This window comes from Pseudoalteromonas sp. GW168-MNA-CIBAN-0100 (genome assembly GCF_040309225.1).
Taxonomy (GTDB): domain Bacteria; phylum Pseudomonadota; class Gammaproteobacteria; order Enterobacterales; family Alteromonadaceae; genus Pseudoalteromonas; species Pseudoalteromonas arctica.
Map to the genome: position 1 here is coordinate 1 of NZ_JBEOOL010000672.1, position 264 is coordinate 264.

Consider the following 264-nt stretch of genomic DNA (forward strand, 5'->3'; position numbering starts at 1 on the left):
GTTAGTGCGTCTTAAAACATCGCCCCAAGCGCGAAAAAAGTTTACTGACTTGCCAGAGTTTTTAGAAGCTCGGCTGCTTACTTACACGCATAATAATAAGCAGTATCAGATTCTTACATCAATGCTTGATGTAATGCGTTACCCATCAAAAGAAATAGCTGATTTGTACATGCATCGCTGGGAAATAGAAATAGGATATCGAGAAATAAAACAAACAATGTTGCACTCAAACTATATCCTACGCTCAAAAAGGCCGGATATGAT

The 264-nt window shown here is 38.3% G+C and carries 1 protein-coding gene; it reads left to right on the forward strand.

Annotated features, from left to right (window positions below; translation table 11 throughout):
• Window positions 1-264, forward strand: a 264-nt coding sequence (locus AAEY62_RS22950; RefSeq protein WP_350636740.1) for a transposase, incomplete at both ends; no start/stop codon positions are given.